This is a genomic window from Mesorhizobium robiniae (genome assembly GCF_040545535.1).
Classification (GTDB): domain Bacteria; phylum Pseudomonadota; class Alphaproteobacteria; order Rhizobiales; family Rhizobiaceae; genus Mesorhizobium; species Mesorhizobium robiniae.
Window position 1 is genome coordinate 336,334 of record NZ_JBEPMC010000003.1, and the last position, 22,914, is coordinate 359,247.

Consider the following 22,914-nt stretch of genomic DNA (forward strand, 5'->3'; position numbering starts at 1 on the left):
CTGGCGCCTCAGAACTGGTAGCGACGCAGGCGCGTCTGGACGAGGAAGAGATAGACGCAGACGCCGCCAAGGATGATCAGGAACATCATCGTGGCGATCGCCGCGCCCATGTTGGGATCGCCGACCTGTAACTGGAAGCCGAAGAAGGCGCGGTAGAGGAAGGTGCCGAGAATATCGGTCGAATAATTCGGTCCGGCCAGCGCGCCTTGCGCGGTGTAGATCAGGTCGAAGGCATTGAAATTGCCAACAAAGGTCAGGATCGAGATGATGCCGATCGACGGCAGGATCAGCGGCAGCTTGATCTTCCAGAATTGCGACATGCCGGATATGCCGTCGCATTCGGCCGCCTCGATCACTTCATCGGGGATGGACAGCAATGCCGCATAGATCAGCATCATCGGAATGCCGACGAACTGCCACACCGAGATCAGGCTGAGCGTGGTCAGCGCATATTGCTCCTTGCCCAGCCACGGCGTGAACAGGCTTTTGAGGCCGACGAGATCCATCAGGTTCGGCGCCACGCCCCATAGCGGCGACAGGATCAGCTTCCAGGCGAAGCCGACGATGACAAAGGACAGGATCGTCGGCACGAAGATCGCCGTGCGGTAGAAGGCGGAGAATCTCAGCCTCGGGCTGGACAGAAGTGCGGCCAGCAGGACGCCGATCGGGTTCTGCACGACCATATGGATGATGAAGAACCAGACGTTGTTGCGCAGTGCATTCCAGAAATTGACCGACCAGTTGGGGTCGCCGAACAGCCTGCGGAAGTTTTCGAACCCAACGAAGACCTGGGCCTGGTCGATGTTGCGGAACAGCGAGAGCTGCAGCGTGCCGGCCAGCGGCAGGATCATGATCGCCGTATAGACCAGTAACGCCGGCGCCAGGAAGACGACGATATGCCAGCGGAACGGTCGTTTCGGTGCTGCGGCCATGAATTCGGTCCCCGCCGATCAGGTTTCTTGCAATTGCCGCCAAAAGGCGCGGCGCCTCCTTCCCCCGAGGGGGAGGGTGCCTTGCGAAGCGCGGCGGGTGGGGTCGGCCGAGGCAGTGCGCCACCATGATCCCGACCGCGCTTTCCAGCAACGATCAGGTCGCAGCCTGCCTCCATCAACCCCCTCTGTCGCCTTCGGCGACATCTCCCCCCTAGGGGGGAGATCGCAGCGCTCCGCCTTGGCTCTTACTTCGCCGGCTTATACCAGCTGTCGAGGCCGTCCTGCAGCTTCTTGGCCGCAGCTTCCGGCGTGACGGTGCCGTTGATGACGTTGGCCGATTCAACCCAGGTCTCGTTCTCGAGGTTCGGCGTGCCGCGCGACAGGATCTGGTAGGTCGAGCGGATCGTCGGCTTGCACTTGTCGCGCCAGGAGACGAATTCCTGCGCCAGCGGGTCTTCCATCTTCACCGGGGTATTGTTCAGGCTGAAGAAGCCCGGCAGCGCGTTGGCGTAGATGGTGGCGAAATCGGGCGAGGCGACCCAGGTCAGGAAGGTCTTGGCGGCGTCCGCATTCTTCGACGCCGCATTGAGCCCCATGCCGATGTCGGTGTGGTCGGAGATGTAGCAGGTGTCGCCGGCCTTCTGCACCGGCGGCGGGAATGCGCCCATCTTGAACTGCGCCTGGGTGTTGAACAGGCCGATTTCCCACGAGCCGGCAGGGTAGATGGCGGCGCGGCCGAGCGTGAACAGGTTCTGGCTGTCGGGATAGGTCTGTGCCTCGAAGCCGTCGCCAAGATAAGGCTTCCACTTGGCAAGTTCGGCAAAGGGCGCGACCCATTCGGGGTCGGTCAGCTTCTGCTCGCCCTTGATCAGCGCCAGACGGCCTTCCTCGCCCTTCCAGTAGTTCGGGCCGATGTTCTGGTAGCCCATGGTCGCGGCTTCCCAGAGATCCTTGGTGCCCATCGCCATCGGGATATAGGTGCCGTCGGCCTTGATCTTGTCGAGCGCGGCGTAGAACTCCTCATTCGTCGTCGGCACCTTGATGCCGAGCTGGTCGAAGGCGTCCTTGTTGTAGATGAAGCCGTGGATAACGGAAGCCATCGGCACGCAGAAGCTCGCCTTGCCGTCGTCGGTCTGCCAGGCGGCCTTGGCCACGTCGGAGAAATTCTCCATGCCGGGCAGCGTCGAAATGTCGGCGAGATTGCCCTTCTTGAAGAGCTCCAGCGACTTGTCGAACGGGCGGCAGGTGATCAGGTCGCCCGCCGAGCCGGCGGCGAGCTTGGCGCCGAGTGCGGCGTCATATTCGGTCGGCGCCGACGGCGCGAACACCACCTTGATGCCCGGGTTCTTGGCCTCGAAGGCCGGGATCAATTTGTCCTTCCAGATGGCAAGGTCGTCGCCACGCCAGCTTTCGATGTTGAGCGTTACGTCCTGGGCATAAGCCATTCCGGCTGAGCCGAGAATGCTGGTGCCGAGAAGAAGTGCCGTCAGTAGTTTCGTTGTCATGCTCAGTCTCCCTGTTGACCTTTTGCAGGTTCGGTTTTGAGAACAGAGGCATTGCGCCCCATGCTCCCCTCGATCGCGGAAAGGACCGGGCGCAGCTTCTGGCTGGTCCCTTCCAATATCTTCTCGGCCGCATCGGCACCGGCGGCGACGAGCGCCATCAGGCCCGAGCTGACCATTGGTGTATAGGCGAACTTGCCGCCGCTCTTCAGCCGGCTGGCGATGATCTCGGCTGCCTTGGCAAAGGCGGGAATGGCGCCGCGCGCGGCCTTGGCGACCTCGATCTGGGCGTTGGCCAAAGAGGAAAGGATGACGTTCGGGGCTTGGATGTCCAGCCCCTCGGCATTCTGGTGAAGCGCTTCGGTGCGCGTTGCGGCCATCCAACTTCCTCCAATCCGTAAAACAATACCAAAAAAATACCACTTGTCCACATACATTAACGAGCTCCTTGGTTTGGAGCTGGCTCCCCGGCGGAATGCATTGATTTTTCAACAAAATACGCCTCAATCTTTTTGAAACAGAAATTAGTCCTTGGCTATTGGTACTTTATTGGTATTATTCGCCGTGAGGAGAAATCGCGTGAATTTCGTGCTTGGCATTGATGGCGGCGGCACCAGCTGCAGGGCAGCCCTTGCGACAGCGGATGGCGTCGTCGTCGGCCGCGCCAAGAGTGGTGCCGCCAATATTCGCACCGATCTCACCGGCGCCAGGGCCAACATCGTGGACGCGGCGAGGCAGGCCTTTGTCGAAGCCGGGCAAGATCCCGAACTGATCCCGCAAACCCCCGCCATCCTAGGTCTCGCCGGCGCCAATGTCGGCACCTACAGGCAGCAGCTCGAAGCCATCCTGCCGTTCAGCCAAAGCCGTGTCGAGACCGATGCCGAGATCGCGCTCGAAGGCGCGGTCGGCTCCGGTGACGGCGCCATGGCCATCCTCGGCACCGGCACCGCCTATATGGCCCGCAGACAAGGCAAGTCGCGGGCAATCGGCGGCTGGGGTTTCCAGGTCGGCGACCAGGGCAGCGGTGCCCGCATCGGCCGCGACCTGCTCGAACAGACGCTGCTTGCCTATGACGGCATCCGTCAGGGTTCGCCGCTGACGCAGGCGATGCTCGCCACCTTCCGCGACAATCCCGAGGATGTGGTCGAGTTCACCACCAATGCCAAACCCGGCGATTTCGGCGGCTTTGCGCCCAAGGTCTTCGACCATGCCGAAAAAGGCGACACGGTCGCCAATTGGATCCTCGACAAGGCAGTCGCCGATGTCGAGGCAGCACTTGGCGTGCTCGATCTCCATGGCGACGATCCGCTCTGCCTGCTTGGCGGGCTGGCGCCGCTCTATGCACCACGCCTGTCGGCGCGCTATCGGGCGCTGCTGAAGCCGCCGCTCGACGATGCGCTGGGCGGTGCGGTGCAGATGGCGGTCCGTATCTTCGCGAACGGGGCGGGGGCAGCGCGATGAGCGAGGCGGCCGACCAGATTTTCGCTACGCTGAAACAGTCGTCGCAAAGTGGCGCACCGCTCTATCTGCAGCTCAGGAAAAGCATCGAGGATGCGGTCAATCGCGGCCTGATCGGGCCGGGCGACGCATTGCCGTCCGAGCGCGATATCGCCAGTAAGGCCGACATTTCGCGCGTCACCGTGCGCAAGGCGGTGCAGGATCTGGTCAAGGGCGGCATCCTCGTCCAGCGCCATGGCTCCGGCACCTTCGTCGCGCCGCGTATGGAACGTGTCGAGCAGTCGCTGTCGCGGCTGACTTCCTTCACCGAGGACATGGCGCGGCGCGGCATGGCTGTTCGTTCGGCCTGGCTCGACCGCGGCCTCTATGCGCCCTCGCCAGACGAGATGATGGTGCTCGGCCTGTCGTCAAACGAGATGGTGGCGCGCGTGGCGCGCCTGCGCATCGCCAACGACACGCCGCTGGCGATCGAACGCGCGGCACTGTCTGCCAGCGTGCTGCCGGACCCGGCGGCGATCGGTTCGTCGCTCTACGCGGCACTGGAAGCGACCGGTAAACGGCCGGTGCGTGCGGTGCAGCGCATTTCCGCCGCTAATCTCGGTGGCGAAGACGCGCAGCTGCTCGAAGTGCGGCCGGGCATTGCCGGGCTGCACATCGAGCGTATTTCCTATCTGGCGAGCGGCAAGGTGATCGAATTCACCCGCTCCATCTACAGGGGCGACGCCTATGATTTCGTCGCCGAACTCCGGCTGAGCGGGCCGGGCGAAGAGGGCCGGCCATGAGCGCAACCAAAACTCATATGCGGCGCGAGATCGAGGAGATCCCGGAGGCGACCGCGCGCCTGCTCGATGGTTCGGCAGCCGTGCTGACCGAGGCCGGGCGCGGCATTCGCCAGCGCGACCCGCATTTCATCGTCACCGTCGCCCGCGGCTCGTCCGACCATGCTGCTACCTTCATGAAATACGCCGTGGAGCTGACCGCCGGCCTTGCCGTTGCTTCCGTTGGCCCATCGATCGCCTCGATCTATGGCGCCAAGCTCAAGCTGAGCGGCTCGGCCTGCCTCGCCATCTCGCAGTCGGGCAAGAGCCCGGACATCGTCGCCATGGCACAAGCCGCGAGAGCCGGCGGTTCGCTGACCGTCGCCATCACCAACACCGCCGATTCGCCGCTCGCCCGCGCCTCCGATTACGCGATCGACATTCTGGCCGGGCCGGAGCGCAGCGTCGCAGCGACCAAGACCTTCGTCAATTCGGCGGTCGCCGGCCTCGCCTTGATGGCGCACTGCACCGGTGACGATGCGCTTCTGGCGGCACTCGACCGCTTGCCGGAGCATTTCCGCAAGGCGATCGCCTGCGACTGGATGGCGCTGGCCGGCGCCCTTGAGACACAGAAATCGCTGTTTATCCTCGGCCGCGGTCCGTCCGCGGCGATCGCCAATGAGGCGGCGCTGAAGTTCAAGGAAACCTGCGCCATGCACGCCGAGGCCTATAGTGCCGCGGAAGTCATGCACGGCCCACTGGCGCTGGTCGGACCGGGCTTTCCGGTGCTGGCGCTGGCCGCCCGCGATGCTTCCGAGCCCTCGGTTGCCGAAGCCGCCGACAGCCTGGCGGCCAAGGGGGCAGCGGTTTTTGTGACTTCGGACAAGGCGAAAAGCGCTCAGCACCTGCCGCATGTCGCCACCGGCCATCCGCTGACCGACCCACTGGCGCTGATCGTGTCCTTCTATGGCTTCGTCGAGGCCTTTGCCCGCCATCGCGGCCTCGATCCGGACACGCCGCCCAATCTTCGCAAGGTGACGGAAACCCTATGAGCGACCGTTTTGCCCTGACTGGCGCCCGTATATTCGACGGCGACGACTGGCATGACGATGCCGCCCTTGTCGTGCGTGACGGTCTCGTCGAAGCCATCGTTCCGGCAGGCGCCATTCCGTCCGGTATTGAGCGGATCGAGACCGACGGCGGTATGCTGGCTCCCGGCTTCGTTGACCTGCAGGTCAATGGCGGCGGCGGTGTCATGCTGAACGATCATCCCGATGTCGCCTCGATCGAAACCATTTGCCAGGCGCACGCGCCGTTCGGCACGACGGCGCTGCTGCCGACGCTAATCACCGACACGCCCGACATCACCGCCGCGACGGTTGCCGCGGGGACAGAGGCCGCGCGGCAAAAGGTGCCGGGCTTCTTGGGCCTGCACCTCGAAGGGCCGCATCTGTCGATCGCCCGCAAAGGCGCGCACGATCCGGCATTGATCCGTCCGATGCTGGATATCGACCAGGCCATGCTGGTCGCGGCGCGGAAGGCTCTGCCGGTGCTGCTGACAACCATAGCGCCGGAATCCGTCGACCCCACGCGCGTTTCGGCGCTGATCGAGGCCGGGATCGTCGTCAGCCTCGGCCATACCGATGCCGGCTATGCCACGGCGCGCGTGTTCACTGAGGCCGGCGCAACAATGGTCACCCATCTCTTCAATGCCATGAGCCAGATCGGTAATCGTGAGCCGGGGTTGGCGGGCGCGGCCATTGATATGGGCACATTGTCTGCAGGCATCATCGCCGACGGCTTCCATGTCGATCCCGCCACCATGGCCATCGCTTTGCGCGCCAAACAGGGTCCGGCGAAAATTTTCCTGGTCACCGATGCCATGGCGACGATCGGCACCGATATGACCTCGTTCACGCTGAACGGCCGCACCATCTACCGCAAGGACGGCAGGCTGACGCTTGCCGACGGGACGTTGGCAGGCGCCGATCTCGACATGATCGCCGCCGTGCGCTTCGTTCACCACGTCGTCGGACTGGACCTGTCGGAGGCGTTACGCATGGCTTCGCTCTATCCGGCACAAGCGATCGGCCAGGCGCATCGGCTTGGGCGCTTCGCCAACGGCACCGCCGCCGATATTGTTTCGCTGTCGGACGAACTGGACGTCAAGGGCGTCTGGATAGAAGGCGACAAGGTTTTCGGAGCCGGCGCCAACTGAGTGCAACCTCTTGCGTCAGCCGGCTTTGGCCGGCGCGTAGAGATCCTTGTAGGTTTCGCGCAGCAGGTTCTTCTGCACCTTGCCCATTGTGTTGCGCGGCAGCTCGTCGACGAAGATCACCCGCTTCGGATGCTTGTATTTGGCAATCCGCCCCGCGATAGCGCCGACAATCTCGGCCGCGGTGACGGCCGAGGCCGGCGCGCGCACCACGATCGCCGTGACGCCTTCGCCGAAATCTGGATGGGCAACGCCGATCACAGCGCTTTCGGCGACGCCGGGCAGCGCGTCGATCTCGCTCTCGACCTCCTTCGGATAGATATTGTAGCCGCCGGAGATGATCAGATCCTTGCCGCGCCCGACGATGTGGAGATAGCCGTCGGTGTCGATCAGGCCGAGATCCCCGGTGATGAAGAAGCCGTCGTCACGGAATTCCGCCTTGGTCTTTTCCGGCATGCGCCAATAACCGGCAAAGACGTTGGGGCCCTTTACCTCGATCATGCCGACCTCGCCTTTGGCAAGTGTTTCGCCGTTCTCCGGGTCGGCGATACGAAGCGCGACGCCAGGCAAGGGAAAGCCGACCGTGCCGGCGCGCCGCTCGCCATCATAGGGGTTCGACGTGTTCATGTTGGTCTCGGTCATGCCGTAGCGCTCGAGGATCGAATGGCCAGTGCGCTCGCGCCAGGCCTTGTGCGTCTCGGCCAGCAGCGGCGCCGAGCCGGAAACGAACAGGCGGATGTTTTTGGCCGCTTGGCGGTTCAAGCCGTCCTGCTGCAGCAGGCGCACGTAGAAGGTCGGCACGCCCATCAGCGCGGTGGCGCGCGGCAACAGCGAGACGATGCGGGCGGGGTCGAATTTGGTTTCGAACAGCATCGAGGCGCCGGCCATCAGCACGACGTTGGTAGCGACGAAGAGGCCATGCGTGTGGAAGATCGGCAGCGCGTGGATCAAGACGTCTGCGGCGGTGAAGCGCCAGTGGTCGACCAACACGCGCGCATTCGAGGCAAGGTTGTCATGGCTGAGCATGGCGCCCTTCGAACGGCCGGTCGTTCCCGACGTATAGAGGATCGCCGCCAGATCGTCCGCTCCGCGCACCACGTCGTGGAAATCCGAAGACTGCCGCGAGGCCTGATCCATCAGCGACCCTTCGCCAATGCCGCCGAGGGTGACTGTGATAGCGCCCGATGTCTCCGCCAAGATCCCAATATCGGCTGCCCGTGCCGGATCGCAGACGACCAGCCGCGGCTCGGCATCGCCGAAGAAGTATTCAAGCTCGGTCAGTGTGTAGGCCGTGTTGAGCGGTAGGAAGACCGCACCGGCGCGCAGGCAGGCGAGATAGAGCAGGACCGCCTCCGGGCTCTTCTCGACCTGGACGGCGACGCGGTCGCCGGGTTCGACGCCCAGTTGCAGCAGCGCGTGGGCCAGTTGCGCCGACCGCGCCAGCATATCGCCATAGGTGATCGAGCGCCCGTCATCCGTTTCCATCAGGAGATGCTCGGGCGCCGGCATGCGGGCGCGGAAAGCGTCGAACAAATGGTTGCTCATATGTCCCTCACGTCCCCATTCCCTTGAGGTTGCACCGGCAGCCGCGGCGCTGCCGGTTTCGGCAGCAGGCGGCGCACGGCGGGTGCGGCCGCCACATCATTCCTGGCGGCGAACAGCTCGTGGTTCTTCTCGATGTCGTCGAGCTTGTAGCGATAATTGACCATCAGCCCATGCGCCTGACGCAAGGCTCGGGGCGACAGGTCGCCGAAAAGGTCGATGCGTTCCAGCCGTGCGCCATTGCCGAGATGAAACCGGGCGACCGGGTCGATCACCTTGCCGGAGGCGGTGCGAGCTTCGAGGAAATATTGTGCCGCAAGAGGAAGCAGGGCCTGCCCCACGCGCTCGCGCACGGCAGCGTCCGCATGCCAGCCCTCGTTGGCGACGAGGTCCAGGACTTCAGCGGCGGAGGGACCGGGCTGCTCGGCCAGCCAGCGGGCAAAGCCCGGCACCGGCGATAGCGTGACGAAATCAGTCAGGCCGGGAAGGTCGCGGCGCAGATCCTCGACCACCTGCTTGATCAAAAAATTGCCGAAGGAGATGCCGCGCAAACCCTCCTGGCAGTTGGAGATGGAATAGAAGACTGCCGTCGTCGCCTGCCGTGGTTGCACCAGCGGCCGCTCATCGGCAAGCAGCTCGGCGATCGTCGTCGGCATCGCGCGGGTGAGCGCGACCTCGACGAAGATCAGCGGCTCGTCGCCGAGCTGTGGGTGAAAGAACGCATAGCAGAGCCGGTCGTCGGGCTCGATCCGGCGGCGCAGATCGTCCCAGGTGTGGATGGCGTGCACCGCCTCGTAGCGGATGATTTTTTCCAGGATGTTGGCCGGCGTCGACCAATCGATCCGACGCAGCACCAGGAAGCCGCGGTTAAACCACGAGGACAAGAGGTGCGTGAAGTCGGCATCGACGATGGTGAGATCGGGCGATGTCTTCAGTCGGGCAAGCAGATCCTGGCGCATGCGCACCAGCGTCTCGATGCCGCCGGGCGCCAGGTTCAAACGGCGCAGCAGCTCCTGCCTGGCCGGCTCGGCGGCGTCATGCAAAGCGAGCGCCGTGCGATCGTCGGGCGCGTCGCGATACGCATCCACCGCGGCGGCAAGCCTGGCATGATCGGTGCCGAACCGATCGCGCAGCACATGCAGAAACGCCAGCCTTCCGTCGGCGCCGAGAGTGCGCCAGCGATCGAGTATTTCCCTTGCATAGGCGACGCCCGATGCCTCGCCCTGGCTGGAAAGCAGGCGGGCGCACAGACGCGCCAGGCTGTCGGCCGAGACGGGCTCGTCGCCTCGAACGAGATTCAGCATCATCCGGCCGCGATCGGCGATGGTGTTCAGCAGATCAGCGAAGAAAGGGCTGCGGTTCATCGATCCGACCCGTCGAAGAGGAGCCTGCGGGAGGGTCCGAGGCAAAAGGATGGAGACAGAGAATATGGGACCGCATGTCGTGAGCACAAGCGCACCGGCGTCGGGCCGGCCGAAGGGACGGCGCGTGGCGCCGTCAGCGTCAGCCGGCGGCCCGGTCGGCCGCCGTCCTGATCGCCTCGATGTTCGCCCGATAGGCTTCGACGCTGCTGCCCTTGAAGATGGCCGCACCGGCGACCAATACGCTGGCGCCGGCGGCGGTGACCAAAGGGGCGGTTTGCGGCGAGATGCCGCCATCGATCTCAATCCGGATCGGCCGGTTGCCGATCAGCGCCTTCACCCGCTTCACCTTGTCGACAATCGCCGGAATGAAGGCCTGGCCGCCAAAACCCGGATTGACGGTCATGATCAGGATCAGGTCGAGCCGGTCGAGCACATATTCGATCGCCGTTTCAGGCGTCGCCGGATTGAGCGACACGCCCGCCTTCTTGCCGAGATTCCTGATCGTCTGCAGCGAACGGTCGAGATGCGGCCCGGCTTCGGCATGTACTGTCATGCCGTCGCAGCCAGCTTCGGCGAAAGCCTCCAGATAAGGATCGGCCGGCGCGATCATCAGATGGCAGTCGAAGAAGGCTTTGGTGCGGTTGCGGATCGCCTTGATTACCGGCGGGCCGAAAGTGATGTTGGGCACGAAATGCCCGTCCATGACGTCGAGATGGATCCAGTCGGCGCCGGCCGCCGCCACCGCCTCGACCTCGTCGCCGAGCTTCGAAAAATCCGACGCCAGCACCGATGGCGCGATCAGGGTTTTTTGAGCCATGTCCGCTTCCCGCTCTTGAGCCAGCTCCCGCCCTACCGTATCGGCCCGAAAATGGCCAGTCGTCGTGGCGGAAAGGCGCTGTTGCTGCCCCACGTTCAGCCGAAGGCGTAGCGTGGCGTCCAGCTCGACGAAATCAGACGATTCTAATCCGAGGCTTTTCTTATCAGATTGGATAAAGGTTTCGGAGTATCCCCGGCAGCGATCTAGACCCATGCAAAGGGCCGCGTCTCGGCGCAACAGGAACATTGATTTGATGGACGGGGCGATCGTCAGGACCACACTCGCATTGATAAGCCCTGGAATATTGTTTGTCTTTGGGATTGCCTTCGTTTGCGCCTGGCTCATCGAACGAAAGCGAAGCTATCTCCTTGTGTTGGCGGGCGCCTGCGCTTTATTTGCTCTTGGCGCCATATCCCAAATTCTCGGTTGGCCGTCAGGGGCCGGACCCAATGCAATCGTGTCCGGCGCTCTCTATACATCGGCTGTTCTCGCGGCGGTCGAGGGTATCCTGCTCCGCTCAGGGACCAGGCTCGGCCTGAGAATGGACGCGGCGATCCTGATCGGATTCACGCTTCTGCTGGCGTATTTCTTCTACGTCGATCGCAACCTTCTTGCCCGCGTCTACATCCAGAATTTCGGGTACGGGATGATCCTGCTCATTGCCGCAGTGCGACTCTCGCCGCTTGCGGAAGGCCGGTACGTCGACAGGGTGCTGTTCTGGATTCTCCTGATCTTTGCGCTGCATTTCTTTCCGCGGACCTTATTGACGATCGGGCTTTCGGCGCCCGCCGATAAAACAGCCTTCGCGAACTCGATGTTTTGGCAGGCACTTCAGCTTTCTCTTGCCGTGCTCGGCGCGGCTCTCGCTCTGGCGATCCTCGCCGCCGCCGTTGCCGACGTCATCGACGATCTGCGACGGGAGCGCGATGTCGACCCGTTGACCGGCGTTCTGAACCGGCGCGGGTTCGAAGAGCGCGCCTCGGCCTATCAGCGAAAGAGCGGAAAAGGCGCCGCATCGCTCGTCTTGTGCGACCTGGACCATTTCAAGAGCATCAACGACACCCACGGTCATGACGTCGGCGACAGCGTGCTGCGAGAGGTCGGACGCGTGCTGCGCAAATCAGCGCGCAAAGGGGATATCGTCGGCCGGCTCGGCGGTGAGGAATTCGCGGTGTTCCTTCCAGATACCAGTTCCGAGGAAGCCTATGAATGCTCCGAACGGCTAAGGATCGCCATAGAGGAGAACAGTTTGCCGGGCTGAAGGGGGTCGGGCCGCTCACTGCGAGTTTCGGCGTGGGAACGTTTAAACCCAGCGAAGCCTGGTCGAGCCTGTACAAACGGGTCGATGCAAGGCTTTACCAGGCGAAACGGACTTGGACGCAATCGAACGATTGCCCATGAGTTCTCGGGTTTGAAGGTCGATGGCGGCCGACCCGCACTCGACGACCACGCGCGATGAAAACCCGCCGGATTGCTCCGACGGGTCTCGGTTGTGGCCATGCAAGTTGCGGCTTATTGCGCGCCAACCCTACGGGAAGGATCGCGGCCCGCGAACGGACCCGAAAAGATCCCTCGGGAAACGCTGCACGGCCTGAACTCGCTATGCCGTCGCCGGAGGACACCCGGCCGGCCCCGAGAAAAGGATGTTGGACGCCTTGCGCAGAATGCTTGCGCGCCGCGCAGCCTGTTCTTATATACGCGCCAAGCCGTTCGACGCCGGAATGCCGGTTGCCGAAGCGGAATTTCTTGTGAACAGGGGCTTTCGTCGGAACGCCTGTACGGGTCCAGAGAGCCTGCTTAGCGGAGAGACTAGAAAAATGGCAAAAGTAATCGGTATCGATCTGGGGACCACCAATTCCTGCGTCGCCATCATGGACGGCAAGGAGTCGAAGGTCATCGAGAATGCGGAAGGCGCGCGCACGACCCCTTCCATCGTCGCCATCAACAGCGATGGCGAGCGCCTCGTCGGCCAGCCGGCCAAGCGCCAGGCGGTCACCAACCCTGAAAACACCATCTTCGCGGTCAAGCGCCTGATCGGCCGCCGCTATGACGACCCGGTGACGGACAAGGACAAGAAGCTTGTCCCCTACAAGATCGTCAAGGGCGACAATGGCGACGCCTGGGTCGAGGCCGGCGGCAAGAAGCAGTCGCCCAGCCAGATCTCGGCGATGATCCTGCAGAAGATGAAGGAAACGGCGGAAGCCTATCTCGGCGAGAAGGTCGAGAAGGCGGTCATCACCGTTCCGGCCTATTTCAACGACGCCCAGCGCCAGGCCACCAAGGATGCCGGCAAGATCGCCGGCCTTGAAGTGCTGCGCATCATCAACGAGCCGACCGCGGCCGCACTTGCCTATGGCCTCGACAAGAAGGAAGGCAAGACCATTGCCGTTTATGACCTTGGCGGCGGCACGTTCGATATTTCGGTGCTCGAGATCGGCGACGGCGTCTTCGAGGTGAAGTCGACCAATGGCGACACCTTCCTCGGCGGCGAGGATTTCGACATGCGCCTGGTCGAGTATCTGGCGGCCGAGTTCAAGAAGGAGCAGGGCATCGACCTGCGCAACGACAAGCTCGCCCTTCAGCGCCTCAAGGAAGCGGCCGAAAAGGCCAAGATCGAGCTGTCGTCCACCACGCAGACCGAGATCAACCTGCCCTTCATCACCGCCGATGCCAGCGGCCCCAAGCACCTGACGCTGAAGCTGACGCGTGCGAAGTTCGAGAGCCTGGTCGAGGATCTGGTCCAGCGCACGATCGAGCCCTGCAAGGCCGCGCTCAAGGATGCCAGCCTGAAGGCCGGCGAAATCGACGAGGTCGTTCTGGTCGGCGGCATGACCCGCATGCCCAAGATCCAGGAGATCGTGAAGCAGTTCTTCGGCAAGGAGCCACATAAAGGCGTCAATCCGGATGAGGTCGTCGCATTGGGCGCCGCCATCCAAGCCGGCGTGCTGCAGGGCGACGTCAAGGACGTGCTGTTGCTCGACGTGACGCCGCTGTCGCTCGGTATCGAGACGCTGGGCGGCGTGTTCACGCGGCTGATCGAGCGCAACACGACGATCCCGACCAAGAAGAGCCAGGTGTTCTCGACGGCCGAGGATTCGCAGTCGGCCGTGACCATCCGCGTCTTCCAGGGCGAGCGTGAAATGGCCGCCGACAACAAGGCGCTCGGCCAGTTCGACCTGGTCGGCATTCCGCCGGCGCCGCGCGGCGTGCCGCAGATCGAGGTCACTTTCGACATCGACGCCAACGGCATCGTCAACGTCTCGGCCAAGGACAAGGGCACCGGCAAGGAGCACCAGATCCGCATCCAGGCGTCTGGCGGCCTTTCGGACGCCGACATCGAGAAGATGGTGAAGGACGCCGAAGCCAATGCAGAGGCCGATAAGAAGCGGCGCGCGCTGGTCGAGGCCCGCAACCAGGCCGAGGCGCTGGTGCATTCCTCGGAGAAGTCGCTGAAGGAATATGGCGAGAAGGTTTCCGAGGCCGACCGCACGGCGATATCAGATGCGATCGCGGCGCTGAAGACCGCTGCCGAAGGCGACGACGCGACCGAGATCGAAGCCAAGACGCAGGCGCTCGCCGAAACCTCGATGAAGCTCGGCCAGGCCATGTACGAAGCTTCGCAGAAGGAAGCCGCGGAGGCTGACGCCAAGGCGGATGCCGCCAAGGACAGCGACGTGGTCGACGCCGATTTCGAAGAAATCGACGAGGACGACGACAAGAAGAAGTCGGCCTGAACCGCCTGACGGCAGGTTGAGGCAGAAAAGCCCGGCGCAAAGCCGGGCTTTTTTGCAACTCCGGCCGAAAAAATGCGGGCTTGATCGAAAAAATGCGGGCAAGCCCGCGTCGACACTGGCATCCCGGCCCCATCGCACCTAAATCGGAACAGCGTGCCGGCAAACGACGCAACAAGGCTTCAAGACGTTGAATATCCGGACTGCAGGAAAAGATGAAAGCTGATTTCTACGAAACGTTGGGCGTGCAAAAGGGGGCCGACGAGAAGGAGCTCAAGAGCGCTTTCCGCAAGCTCGCCATGCAGTTCCATCCCGATCGCAATCCAGGCGACCATTCCTGCGAGCACAAGTTCAAGGAAATCAACGAGGCCTACGAGACGCTGAAGGATCCGCAGAAGCGCGCGGCCTACGACCGTTTCGGCCACGCCGCCTTCGAACAGGGCGGCATGAATGGCGGCGCGCAAGGCTTCGGCGCCGGCGGCTTCGCCGATATCTTCGAGGATATTTTCGGCGATATGATGGGCGGGCGCCAGCGCCGCTCCTCAGGTGGCCGCGAGCGCGGCGCCGACCTGCGCTACAATATGGAAATCACGCTGGAGGAGGCATTCGCCGGCAAGACGGCGCAGATTCACGTGCCGGCGTCGATCTCCTGCACGGAATGCTCCGGCAGCGGCGCCAAGCCCGGCACTCAGCCCGTCACCTGCTCGATGTGCAACGGCCACGGCAAGGTGCGCGCCACGCAAGGCTTCTTCTCGATCGAGCGCACCTGCCCGCAATGCCAGGGGCGTGGCCAAACCATTAAGGAGCCATGCCCGAAATGCGCCGGTCAGGGCCGCGTCACCGAGGAGCGGTCGCTCTCGGTCAACATTCCGGCCGGCATCGAGGACGGCACCCGCATCCGCCTCGCCAATGAGGGCGAGGCCGGCCTGCGCGGCGGCCCGTCGGGCGATCTCTACATTTTCCTTGCGGTCAAGCCGCACGAATTTTTCCAGCGCGACGGCGCCGATCTCTACTGCAAGGTCCCGATCTCGATGACGACGGCAGCTCTTGGCGGTTCGTTCGAGGTGGCGACGCTGGACGGCACGCAGACGAAGGTGAAGGTGCCGGAAGGCACCCAGAACGGCCGTCAATTCCGTCTCAAGGGCAAGGGCATGCCGGTGCTGCGCCAGCACAATGTCGGCGACCTCTATATCCAGACCGCGGTCGAGACGCCGCAGAACCTTTCCCGCCGCCAGCGCGAGTTGCTGGAGGAATTCGAACAGCTTTCCTCGAAGGACAATTCGCCCCAGTCGAGCGGCTTTTTCGCCCGCATGAAGGACTTCTTCGAAACCTTCGGCGAGCGCTGACGCCTATTCTTGCCAATCAGTGTAGAGTACAATCTAGGGGAAGCTCCCCTAGCGTCATCAACATCTTATACCGGCATCCGCCTTGCCTTGGACCCTGTAGCTGCTAAGTAGCCTCTCGGGGGAGCGTTCAGGAGAACTTGCATGGCACATGGTCCCGGACTGCGAAAAGCGCTGGCGGAAAAGTTCGACGACGAACTGAAGTTCTTCAAGGGCTGGATCGACAAGCCAAAGGCGGTCGGTTCGATCGTGCCAACCAGTTCCATCACGGCCCGCAAGATGGCCTCCGTCGTCGACCCGACGTCAGGCCTGCCAGTGCTCGAAGTTGGGCCCGGCACCGGCGTCATCACCCGAGCCATCCTTGCCCAGGGCGTAAGGGCTGAAAATCTCTACGCGGTCGAATATTCCACCGATTTCGTGCACCATCTGCGCCGGCTCTATCCCGGCGTCAACGTCATCGAGGGCGACGCCTTCAATCTCGACGCGACGCTCGGCGACAAGAGCGGCCTGACCTTCGATTCGGTCGTCTCCGGCGTGCCGTTGCTCAATTTCCCGGTCGCCCAGCGCATCGCCTATGTCGAAAGCCTTCTCGACCGCATCCCGACAGGCCGCCCGATCGTGCAGCTGACCTACGGCCCGCTGTCGCCGATCCCGCCCGGCCGCGGCGACTACACGGTCGAGCATTTCCATTTCGTCATCCGCAACATCCCGCCAACGCAGCTTTGGATCTATCGGCGCGGGGCGCATTAGCTTCTCGGCGCACGACCGTTCAGCGGTTAGTGGAAACGCGCGTCACTTCGTCATCCACGGGCGGAGCAAGGAGCGTGGCGACGCAGCGCAGACCCGAGGATCCATGCCGGGACATCTGAGCACCACAGCGGTGCAGAATTCTGCTCTGCGGCACTCCACGGTCAAGGTCACGGTATGGATCCCAGGGTCTCCGCGACGGAGCTTCGCTCCTGCTCCGCCCGGGGATGACGAAGTTGGCGTTGATTTGAGCGATCCTTGGCTGTACCTGTCCGGGGACAAGGGTGGCCAATGGCAGTGATCCCGAAAATTCTCGTCTTCGCCGGCTCGATTCGCGCTGGCGCCTACAGCGGCCGGACTGCCGATGTGGCGCAGAAGGAACTCGCCCTGCAGGGCGCCGAGGTAACCCGCATCTCGCTTGCCGACTATCCGCTGCCGATCCTGGACGAGGACCTGGAAAGGGAGAAAGGCGTTCCCGAAAACGCCATCAAGCTTGCCCGGCAGATCGCCGCCCATGACGGGCTGCTGATCGCGACGCCCGAATATAACGGCTCCATCCCGCCGCTGCTCAAGAACAGCATCGACTGGGTGAGCCGGGTGCGCAAGGATGGCGGGCGGTCGTTCAGGCCGTTCACCGGCAAGCCCGCCGGCCTTTGTTCGTCTTCCAAAGGACACTTCGCCGGGGTACGCTGCATCAACCATCTGCGCGCCGTTTTGGTGCGCTGCCAGATGGAGGTGGTGACGCCGGAGTGCTCGGTGCCGGAGGGCGGCAACGCCTTCGACGAGGACGGAAATTTCAGGGACGAGAGACTGCACAGATCGATGGAGCACCTATGCCGCACGCTGATCGAAACCTCGCGCATGCTGTCCACCCGGATCGAGGCGTGATCCAGGAGCGCGCCGAAACCATGCAGGACAGGCTGATCGTCGGCCTCGACGTACCGACGTTGAAAGAAGCCGAGAGAACGGTGCGAGAGCTCGACGGGGTCGTCTCCTTCTACAAGATCGGCTACCAGCTCGCCTTCGCCGGCGGCCTCGACTTCGCCCGCGAGCTCGCCAGCGGCGGCACCAGGATCTTCCTCGACATGAAGCTGCTCGACATCGACAACACGGTGGCCAAGGGCGTCGAGGCCATCGCCAAGATGGGCATGACCATGCTGACGCTGCATGCCTATCCGAAGACGATGTTGGCAGCGGTCGAGGCCGCCAGGGGCAGCGATCTATGCCTGCTTGGCGTCACCGTGCTGACTTCGATGGACGAGCAGGACGTGATCGACGCCGGCTATGAATACGACCCGCATACGCTGGTGCTAAGGCGCTCCGAGCAGGCGCTGCATGCCGGCATGGGCGGCATTGTCTGCTCGGCCGAGGAAGCGGAAGCGGTGCGCCGGATCGTCGGCCCCAATATGGCCGTCGTGACGCCGGGAATACGGCCCAAGGGCAGCGACCATGGCGACCAGAAACGCGTGGTGACGCCAGCGCAGGCGATCCGCAACGGCTCCAGCCATCTCGTCGTTGGCCGGCCGATCGTCGGCGCGACCGACAGGCGGGCGGTCGCGGAAGCGATCCTTGACGAAATGCGCTCGGCTTAACGCTTAGATTTCGGAGAAAAAGAGCCATGCCCAAGGGATACTGGATCGCCCGCGTCGATGTGCGCGATGCGGAAGGCTACAAGGACTATGTCACTGCCGCCAAACTGGCTTTCGATCGTTTCGGCGCCGTTTTCCTGGCACGTGGCGGCGCGCATGAAAAGGCCGAGGGGCCGGGCCGCGACCGCAACGTGATCATCGAGTTTCCGTCATTGGCGGCGGCGCACGATTGCTACCACTCGCCGGAGTATCAGCGCGCCGTGGCGATCCGCCAGAAAGTGGCCGACGGCGAGATCGTGCTGGTCGAAGGGGTTTAGTTCAGCGGCAATCGCCTGCGACGGTCAGACCGAATGCAGGATGTAAAGCTTGCGCGTTTTCTCGTGGATGGTCCACGCGCCCACCCAGCCAAGCGGCAGGACAAGCAATTCGCCGGGTCCGACATCCTTGGCCGCGCCATCGGGACCGTGCAGCGTTACGCGGCCTGAGACGATGTGGCAAATCTCGGAATTCGTATCTCGGCGCGCGGTGAACCGGCCCTGCGAACATTCCCAGACACCAACTTCGATCTTGCCGTCATCCGAAGCCCAGAGGGTGTTGGCTGCTTCCAGCTGATCGCCTTCCACCGAGGTGGGTTTCGGCTGGGGCTCGCCGAGGTCGATATGCGCAAGGTGGGCGAAGGTCTTGAAGTCGATCATTCCTGAGTCCTTGAGGTGATGCGGTTCAGTGGCCGGTGATGCGGTCTGCCAGGGCGGCCAGCCGCGATGTCCGCGGCAACCCCTTTGCTTCCCGCTCGTCGGCAATTCGGTAGAGCTGATACATCGAATGGACGCCCAGCCAGCGCAGCGGCTCCGGCTCCCATTTGCGCACCGTTCGATTGACCCAGGGAAGCCGCGTCAGCTCGGTATCGTTGCCCAGCAGCAGATCCCTCAATGTGCGTCCCGAGAGGTTCGAGGTGGAGACGCCGAGGCCGACATAGCCGCCGGCCCAGCCTATTCCGCTCTGCCGGTCGAAGCCCACCGTCGTGCACCAGTCGCGTGGCACGCCCAGCGTTCCACACCACGCATGGTCGAGCCTGAGCTCCTTGGTCTGCGGCAGAAGCGTCGTCAGGATCTTGTGCAGCTTGTCGATCGTCGCCTGCTGGGTGACCCCTCGAATGTCGGTCTTAGAGCCGAACCGATAAGGCACCCCGCGCCCGCCCATGGCAATGCGTCCTTCCCGGGTGCGCTGCGCGTAGCAGTATGTGTGCGCGGCGTCGCCGAGCACCTCGTAGCCGTCCCAGCCGATTTCGCTCCACAGCTTTTCGGACAAAGGCTCGGTCACCACGATGGCGCTGTTGAGCGCCAGCCAAAGTCTCTCGTGGCCGGCAATTCCCGCAGTGAAACCCTCGGTCGCCCGCACGATCTTTTCGGCCCGCACCACGCCACGATTGGTTACGACCTTGCCTTTCTCGATCGACAGCACGGTCGTCTGTTCACAGATCTGGACACCGAGGCGCTCCACTGCCCTGGCGAGCCCTTGCACCAGCTTTGCAGGTTGAACCCGCGCAACTTTCTTGATGACGAAGGCGCCGCGCGCATTGTGCACCGCTATGCGCCGGCGCATCTCCGCGGCATCGATGTACCCGACGCGTTCGTCGGTCAGCTCCCAGGATCTGGCATGGGCATACATCGCCTTGGCGCGCTGCTCCTGCGCCTCGTTGGTTGCGACCAGCAGTTCGTCGGTACGGCGAATGTCGGCGTCGATACCTTCGGCTTCCGCGACCGATATGACCTCGTTCACCGTGCCCATCATCGCCGCCTGCATGGCGATGACCCCTTGGCGCGAGGATGCCTCCTCATATTTTTCGCGCGACCATGAGAACCCGCCGGACAGCCAGCCGCCATTGCGTCCCGAAGCACCGAAGCCGGCGAACTCCTTCTCGACGACGACGATGTTGAGGTGCGGAGCTGCCTGCTTCAGATAGTAAGCGGTCCAAAGCCCGGTGTAGCCGGCCCCGACGATGCAGATGTCGGCCACGATATCGCCTTGCAGCGGCGGTCGGTAGCCGGGCACGCCGCCGATGTCGGCATACCAGAATGACACGTCGCCGTTCTTCTTCACGTCCATTATTGCTATTCCCAGGATAAGATTCAGGTCAGCGTGAAATCGGCCTTATCGTCGTCCGCCAACAGCTTTACGTCGCTGCCCGCAAATATCAGGTCGACCTCGTCGCCGATGGCAAAGGTCTCGGCATCCAGCGTCGAGCGCACGATCGCCTTGGAGGTGTCGGCCAGCACGACCTCGTATTTGGAGCCCGATCCGAGATAGATGGCTTCGCCGATGCGACCGGGCAGGACGTTTCGATCCTGTCCGCCCTTCCCCCGTCTGGCGAGGCTCAGCTTCTCCGGCCGCAGCAGCATCACCGGTTTAGCGCCGTCTGGAAGGCGTTTGGCGGCGGCCACTTTCCGTCCGGCTATTTCGATGGCGGTCTCGCCGCCGGAGGTGGAGGCTGCACCACGCAGTATCGTCGAGTCGCCGACGAACTTGCCGACGAACAAGGTCTCGGGCTCATCGTAGAGTTGGCGACCGCTGCCGATCTGCTCGATGCGTCCCTGGTTGAACACGGCGATGCGGTCCGAGAGGACCAAGGCCTCCTCCTGGTCGTGCGTGACGTAGACGAAGGTGGTGCCCAATTCCCGATGGATCCGCTTGATCTCGAGCTGCAGCCATTCACGCAGCTTCTTGTCGAGCGCGCCGAGCGGCTCGTCCATCAGGAGCAGCGGCGGGTCAAATACGATGGCGCGCGCCAGCGCGACGCGCTGCTGCTGCCCACCGGAGAGCTCGCTGGGGAAGCGGTGGCCGAAATCCGCCATCTTCACCATGTCCAGCGCCTTGCGCACCCGCGCCTCGCGATCGGGATTGGCGATGCCGCGCAAGGTCAGCGGATATGCGACGTTCCTGCTCACGGTCATATGCGGAAACAGCGCGTAGTGCTGGAAGACCACGCCGATATTGCGCTTGTGCGCCGGTACGCCGATGACGCTCTTGCCGCCGACATCAAGCGAACCCGAGCTGACCTCGGTGAAGCCAGCGATGACGTTGAGCGTCGTCGTCTTGCCCGAACCGCTGGGTCCGAGCAGCGTCATGAACTCCCCCGGCTCGATGTGCAGCGAGACCTTATCGAGAGCGACGAAGCTGCCATATTGTTTGCTGACGGATTTGAGATCGATGGCTGCGCCGCGGGTCGATGGTGAGGCCATGTCAGCGTTTTCCCTGTCTCGAGCCGATCAGCAGCCCCGCCCCGATCACCAGCGACGTCACGATGAAGAGCAGCGTGCCCACCGCCGCAACGGTGGGGTCGGCGTCCCGGGTGATGCTGGAGAAGATCTGGACCGGCAATGTCTTCAGGTAAGGGCTGGTGATGAACAGCGCGACGATGATCTCGTCGAACGAGGTTACGAACGCAAACAGGAGCCCCGACAGGATGCCCGGCGCGATCAGCGGCAAGGTCACTGTCCTGAATGCGGTCAGCCGGGTCGCACCGAGGCTGGCCGCAGCCGTCTCCAGCCGTTTGTCGAAGACTTCCAGGCTGGCGGAGACGGCGATGATGACGAAAGGAACGGCGAGCATCGTGTGGGCCAGCACGAAGCCGGTCATGGTGCCGACCAACTGCGTATCGAGATAGACCGCATAGATTCCGACGGCGAGTACCACCCCCGGGACGACCATTGGCGTGATCAGCAGTGCGCGCAGCACGCCGCTGACGCGGCTCTTCATGCGATCGAGGCCGAATGCCGCCAGCGTGCCGATGACAGTGGCGAACACCGCCGTGACGACGGCAACCTTGAGCGAGCCGACCAGGCTCGCCAACCATTCGGGGTTGGTGAAAAAGTTCTGGTACCACTGCCAGGAAAAGCCGGATGGCGGAAAGGCCAGCGACTTCTTGTCGTTGAACGACATCGGAACGACGACGATTGTCGGCGCGACCAGCCAGACCGCGACCAGCAGGCAGAACAGACCGAGCAGGATTCGACCGGGCTGTTTCATCAGCGTCTCGATCCCGTCTTGTACGGTTGGCGCGACAGCGGCGCTGCAAGCGCGAGCAGGACGAAGGTCGCGATCAACAACACCACACCCATAGCACCGCCGCGACCCCAGTTGAGCAGGCTGAGCACCTGGTTCTGGATCAGGGTCGAAAGCATGGTCGAACGCGGACCGCCGAGCAGCGCGGGGGTGATGTAGAAGCCGAGCGCCAGAATGAATACGATGATGGCGCCAGCATAGACGCCCGGAAGCGAGAGCGGCAGGTAAACCTGGGCAAAGGCGCGCGCCGGGCTCGCGCCGAGGCTTCGTGCCGCCTGCATGAGCCGCAGGTCGATCGTCTTCATCACCGAATAGAGCGGCAGGATCATGAACGGCAGCAGCACCTGCGCCATGCCGATCACCACGCCGGTCTGCGTGCGGATCAGCTTGACCGGACTAAGGCCGACTGCCCGGATGACGGAGTTGATCACGCCGGAATCCTGTAAAAGGATGACCCATGCCAGGGTGCGCACCACACCGCTCACCCAGAACGGCACCAGCACGCACAGGATCAGGATAAGCCGCATCTTGGGTCCTACTGCGGTCATCACATAGGCATAGGGATAGCCGGCGATGAGACATACCAGCGTCACCCAGGCGGAGATCGCGAAGGTCCGCTGGAGGACGGTCAGGTTGACCGGTGTGCCGAAGAACCAGGCGTAGTTCTGCCATCCCCATTGCGGCTCGGAAAAGCTACGCAAGGTTACGATGGCGAGCGGCAGGCCCAGGCAGACAACCAGCAGCAGCAGCGCCGGCGCGACGAGCCAGAAAGCCTGTCCGCGAAACCAGCGCCGCCGGTCGCCTGCCGCGACAGCCGGACCAGTGTTCCGGCTGTCTGTTGTTATCGTTGCCAC

At 63.3% G+C, this 22,914-nt stretch carries 22 protein-coding genes; 11 read left to right on the forward strand and 11 right to left on the reverse strand.

What is annotated here, in order from left to right; translation table 11 throughout:
- Positions 1 to 8: 8 nt before the first annotated feature.
- From ABID19_RS09765 to ABID19_RS09775, 3 genes are all read right to left on the reverse strand, one after another.
- The gene (locus ABID19_RS09765) at positions 9 to 932 is read right to left on the reverse strand and encodes a carbohydrate ABC transporter permease (protein WP_354490028.1); all 924 of its coding nucleotides are present in this window, start codon (positions 930 to 932) and stop codon (positions 9 to 11) included.
- Positions 933 to 1,177: 245 nt separating this feature from the next.
- Positions 1,178 to 2,437: an ABC transporter substrate-binding protein gene (locus ABID19_RS09770; RefSeq protein ID WP_354490030.1), complete on the reverse strand. Its 1,260-nt coding sequence runs from the start codon at positions 2,435 to 2,437 to the stop codon at positions 1,178 to 1,180.
- 2 nt (positions 2,438 to 2,439) lie between these two features.
- Positions 2,440 to 2,871 (reverse strand): N-acetylmuramic acid 6-phosphate etherase family protein, encoded by a 432-nt coding sequence (locus tag ABID19_RS09775; protein WP_354490031.1) that lies wholly within the window; start codon positions 2,869 to 2,871, stop codon positions 2,440 to 2,442.
- A 142-nt stretch (positions 2,872 to 3,013) separates the two neighbouring features.
- Here ABID19_RS09775 and ABID19_RS09780 point away from each other — a divergent pair, with 142 nt between their 5' ends.
- Genes ABID19_RS09780 through nagA form a run of 4 tightly spaced genes read left to right on the forward strand, consistent with a single transcriptional unit; the run spans position 3,014 to position 6,868 of the window.
- Positions 3,014 to 3,895, forward strand: a complete 882-nt coding sequence (locus ABID19_RS09780; RefSeq protein ID WP_354490032.1) for a glucosamine kinase nucleotide-binding domain-containing protein — start codon at positions 3,014 to 3,016, stop codon at positions 3,893 to 3,895.
- The gene (locus ABID19_RS09785) at positions 3,892 to 4,674 is read left to right on the forward strand and encodes a GntR family transcriptional regulator (RefSeq protein WP_354490034.1); all 783 of its coding nucleotides are present in this window, start codon (positions 3,892 to 3,894) and stop codon (positions 4,672 to 4,674) included. The genes ABID19_RS09780 and ABID19_RS09785 overlap by 4 nt, the downstream gene beginning before the upstream one ends.
- A complete protein-coding gene (locus ABID19_RS09790) occupies positions 4,671 to 5,702 on the forward strand; it encodes an SIS domain-containing protein (protein ID WP_354490036.1) in 1,032 nt (343 codons plus the stop codon). Before ABID19_RS09785 ends, ABID19_RS09790 begins: the two co-directional genes overlap by 4 nt.
- Entirely contained in the window at positions 5,699 to 6,868 is a 1,170-nt protein-coding gene (gene nagA / locus ABID19_RS09795) for an N-acetylglucosamine-6-phosphate deacetylase (protein ID WP_354490037.1), read from the forward strand. The genes ABID19_RS09790 and nagA overlap by 4 nt, the downstream gene beginning before the upstream one ends.
- 15 nt (positions 6,869 to 6,883) lie before the next feature.
- Here the strand turns inward: nagA and ABID19_RS09800 are convergent, their stop codons facing one another.
- The 3 genes from ABID19_RS09800 to rpe form a co-directional block, all read right to left on the reverse strand.
- Complete coding sequence (locus ABID19_RS09800; protein ID WP_354490039.1) at positions 6,884 to 8,410, reverse strand: malonate--CoA ligase; 1,527 nt, start codon at positions 8,408 to 8,410, stop codon at positions 6,884 to 6,886.
- Positions 8,407 to 9,771 carry a malonyl-CoA decarboxylase gene (locus tag ABID19_RS09805; RefSeq protein WP_354490042.1) on the reverse strand — a complete coding sequence of 455 codons (1,365 nt, stop codon included), beginning with the start codon at positions 9,769 to 9,771 and terminating at the stop codon, positions 8,407 to 8,409. Before ABID19_RS09805 ends, ABID19_RS09800 begins: the two co-directional genes overlap by 4 nt.
- A gap of 139 nt (positions 9,772 to 9,910) precedes the next feature.
- Positions 9,911 to 10,588, reverse strand: a complete 678-nt coding sequence (gene rpe / locus ABID19_RS09810) for a ribulose-phosphate 3-epimerase (protein ID WP_354490043.1) — start codon at positions 10,586 to 10,588, stop codon at positions 9,911 to 9,913.
- Positions 10,589 to 11,045: 457 nt separating this feature from the next.
- On the opposite strand from rpe, the gene ABID19_RS09815 reads away from it, so the two are divergent.
- The 7 genes from ABID19_RS09815 to ABID19_RS09845 all read left to right on the forward strand — a co-directional run bounded on the left by ABID19_RS09815 (position 11,046) and on the right by ABID19_RS09845 (position 18,315).
- The gene (locus ABID19_RS09815; RefSeq protein WP_354490045.1) at positions 11,046 to 11,849 is read left to right on the forward strand and encodes a GGDEF domain-containing protein; all 804 of its coding nucleotides are present in this window, start codon (positions 11,046 to 11,048) and stop codon (positions 11,847 to 11,849) included.
- A 556-nt stretch (positions 11,850 to 12,405) separates the two neighbouring features.
- Entirely contained in the window at positions 12,406 to 14,322 is a 1,917-nt protein-coding gene (gene dnaK / locus ABID19_RS09820) for a molecular chaperone DnaK (protein ID WP_352927420.1), read from the forward strand.
- 212 nt (positions 14,323 to 14,534) lie between these two features.
- On the forward strand, positions 14,535 to 15,665 hold the full coding sequence (gene dnaJ / locus ABID19_RS09825) for a molecular chaperone DnaJ (protein WP_354490047.1): 1,131 nt from the start codon (positions 14,535 to 14,537) through the stop codon (positions 15,663 to 15,665).
- A gap of 141 nt (positions 15,666 to 15,806) precedes the next feature.
- Entirely contained in the window at positions 15,807 to 16,412 is a 606-nt protein-coding gene (pmtA, locus tag ABID19_RS09830; protein WP_354490048.1) for a phospholipid N-methyltransferase PmtA, read from the forward strand.
- 288 nt (positions 16,413 to 16,700) lie between these two features.
- Positions 16,701 to 17,297, forward strand: coding sequence for an NADPH-dependent FMN reductase (locus tag ABID19_RS09835; RefSeq protein WP_354490049.1), 597 nt, complete (start codon positions 16,701 to 16,703; stop codon positions 17,295 to 17,297).
- A 20-nt stretch (positions 17,298 to 17,317) separates the two neighbouring features.
- Entirely contained in the window at positions 17,318 to 18,001 is a 684-nt protein-coding gene (gene pyrF / locus ABID19_RS09840; RefSeq protein ID WP_354490657.1) for an orotidine-5'-phosphate decarboxylase, read from the forward strand.
- 26 nt (positions 18,002 to 18,027) lie between these two features.
- Positions 18,028 to 18,315: a DUF1330 domain-containing protein gene (locus tag ABID19_RS09845; RefSeq protein WP_354490050.1), complete on the forward strand. Its 288-nt coding sequence runs from the start codon at positions 18,028 to 18,030 to the stop codon at positions 18,313 to 18,315.
- Positions 18,316 to 18,339: 24 nt separating this feature from the next.
- Here ABID19_RS09845 and ABID19_RS09850 read toward each other — a convergent pair whose 3' ends face one another.
- Genes ABID19_RS09850 through ABID19_RS09870 form a run of 5 tightly spaced genes read right to left on the reverse strand, consistent with a single transcriptional unit; the run spans position 18,340 to position 22,914 of the window.
- A complete protein-coding gene (locus ABID19_RS09850; RefSeq protein WP_354490052.1) occupies positions 18,340 to 18,693 on the reverse strand; it encodes a cupin domain-containing protein in 354 nt (117 codons plus the stop codon).
- Between the two features lie 25 nt (positions 18,694 to 18,718).
- Positions 18,719 to 20,104: an NAD(P)/FAD-dependent oxidoreductase gene (locus ABID19_RS09855; protein ID WP_354490054.1), complete on the reverse strand. Its 1,386-nt coding sequence runs from the start codon at positions 20,102 to 20,104 to the stop codon at positions 18,719 to 18,721.
- A gap of 23 nt (positions 20,105 to 20,127) precedes the next feature.
- Positions 20,128 to 21,237, reverse strand: a complete 1,110-nt coding sequence (locus ABID19_RS09860; protein WP_354490056.1) for an ABC transporter ATP-binding protein — start codon at positions 21,235 to 21,237, stop codon at positions 20,128 to 20,130.
- 1 nt (position 21,238) lies between these two features.
- Positions 21,239 to 22,024, reverse strand: a complete 786-nt coding sequence (locus tag ABID19_RS09865) for an ABC transporter permease (RefSeq protein ID WP_352927439.1) — start codon at positions 22,022 to 22,024, stop codon at positions 21,239 to 21,241.
- Positions 22,024 to 22,914 carry an ABC transporter permease gene (locus ABID19_RS09870; RefSeq protein WP_354490057.1) on the reverse strand — a complete coding sequence of 297 codons (891 nt, stop codon included), beginning with the start codon at positions 22,912 to 22,914 and terminating at the stop codon, positions 22,024 to 22,026. Before ABID19_RS09870 ends, ABID19_RS09865 begins: the two co-directional genes overlap by 1 nt.

Coding starts and splice junctions, on each gene's coding strand:
- ABID19_RS09860 (WP_354490056.1), bottom strand. CDS start 21,237: ATGGCCTCACCATCGACCCGCGGCGCAGCCATCGATCTCAAATCCGTC.
- ABID19_RS09835 (WP_354490049.1), top strand. CDS start 16,701: ATGGCAGTGATCCCGAAAATTCTCGTCTTCGCCGGCTCGATTCGCGCT.
- ABID19_RS09865 (WP_352927439.1), bottom strand. CDS start 22,024: ATGAAACAGCCCGGTCGAATCCTGCTCGGTCTGTTCTGCCTGCTGGTC.
- ABID19_RS09800 (WP_354490039.1), bottom strand. CDS start 8,410: ATGAGCAACCATTTGTTCGACGCTTTCCGCGCCCGCATGCCGGCGCCC.
- pmtA (WP_354490048.1), top strand. CDS start 15,807: ATGGCACATGGTCCCGGACTGCGAAAAGCGCTGGCGGAAAAGTTCGAC.
- ABID19_RS09850 (WP_354490052.1), bottom strand. CDS start 18,693: ATGATCGACTTCAAGACCTTCGCCCACCTTGCGCATATCGACCTCGGC.
- pyrF (WP_354490657.1), top strand. CDS start 17,318: ATGCAGGACAGGCTGATCGTCGGCCTCGACGTACCGACGTTGAAAGAA.
- ABID19_RS09775 (WP_354490031.1), bottom strand. CDS start 2,871: ATGTATGTGGACAAGTGGTATTTTTTTGGTATTGTTTTACGGATTGGA.
- rpe (WP_354490043.1), bottom strand. CDS start 10,588: ATGGCTCAAAAAACCCTGATCGCGCCATCGGTGCTGGCGTCGGATTTT.
- nagA (WP_354490037.1), top strand. CDS start 5,699: ATGAGCGACCGTTTTGCCCTGACTGGCGCCCGTATATTCGACGGCGAC.
- ABID19_RS09770 (WP_354490030.1), bottom strand. CDS start 2,437: ATGACAACGAAACTACTGACGGCACTTCTTCTCGGCACCAGCATTCTC.
- dnaJ (WP_354490047.1), top strand. CDS start 14,535: ATGAAAGCTGATTTCTACGAAACGTTGGGCGTGCAAAAGGGGGCCGAC.
- ABID19_RS09790 (WP_354490036.1), top strand. CDS start 4,671: ATGAGCGCAACCAAAACTCATATGCGGCGCGAGATCGAGGAGATCCCG.
- ABID19_RS09785 (WP_354490034.1), top strand. CDS start 3,892: ATGAGCGAGGCGGCCGACCAGATTTTCGCTACGCTGAAACAGTCGTCG.
- ABID19_RS09805 (WP_354490042.1), bottom strand. CDS start 9,771: ATGAACCGCAGCCCTTTCTTCGCTGATCTGCTGAACACCATCGCCGAT.
- ABID19_RS09765 (WP_354490028.1), bottom strand. CDS start 932: ATGGCCGCAGCACCGAAACGACCGTTCCGCTGGCATATCGTCGTCTTC.
- ABID19_RS09855 (WP_354490054.1), bottom strand. CDS start 20,104: ATGGACGTGAAGAAGAACGGCGACGTGTCATTCTGGTATGCCGACATC.
- ABID19_RS09845 (WP_354490050.1), top strand. CDS start 18,028: ATGCCCAAGGGATACTGGATCGCCCGCGTCGATGTGCGCGATGCGGAA.
- dnaK (WP_352927420.1), top strand. CDS start 12,406: ATGGCAAAAGTAATCGGTATCGATCTGGGGACCACCAATTCCTGCGTC.